This is a genomic window from Streptomyces otsuchiensis, assembly GCF_004305975.1.
GTDB lineage: Bacteria > Actinomycetota > Actinomycetes > Streptomycetales > Streptomycetaceae > Streptomyces > Streptomyces otsuchiensis.
On record NZ_BHZI01000593.1, the window covers coordinates 1 to 528 of the forward strand.

Consider the following 528-nt stretch of genomic DNA (forward strand, 5'->3'; position numbering starts at 1 on the left):
CGCCTCCGGCGCGCTGGGCGCGTCCTCCGGCGCGGCGGCGGCCGTCGCGGGGACCTCCGTGTCCTCGGCGCTCTCGGGAGGGGCGACAGGCGCCACCTCCACGACGGGGACCCCGGTGACCGGTGTCTGCTCCGCGTCAGCGGCCTCCTCGCCCTCCACGTCCTCAACGACTCTTGCGACAGCGGGAGTTGCGGGGGTAGCGGCCGGGGGCTCGGTGGGCTCGGGCTCCTCGGCGGCCGTGGCGGGTTCGCGGTCCTCCGGGGCATCGCCGGCCGTGGCGGGGACGGCCGGGACAGCGGTGGCGGTGGCGGTGGCCTCGTGGACGTCCGGCGGCGTGCTCGGACGCTTGGGGACGGTGATCGGCTCCGGTACCGCAGGCCGGCGTTCTTCCTCTTCCCCGCCTTCCGGTGAGGGCGGGGACGAGGGCATCGACCGGGGCATCGGCGGAGGCGTCAACGGCGCGCTTCCGGGCCACCGTGCCCCGCCCATCGCGGCGACATCGGCGGGCGGGATGCGGCGGTCGGCGCC

The 528-nt window shown here is 77.8% G+C and carries 1 pseudogene; it reads right to left on the reverse strand.

The features are described 5' to 3' along the window. Nucleotides 1-429: pseudogene (locus E0D90_RS26005) on the reverse strand (hypothetical protein); the annotation flags it as partial. Nucleotides 430-528 lie beyond the last annotated feature (99 nt).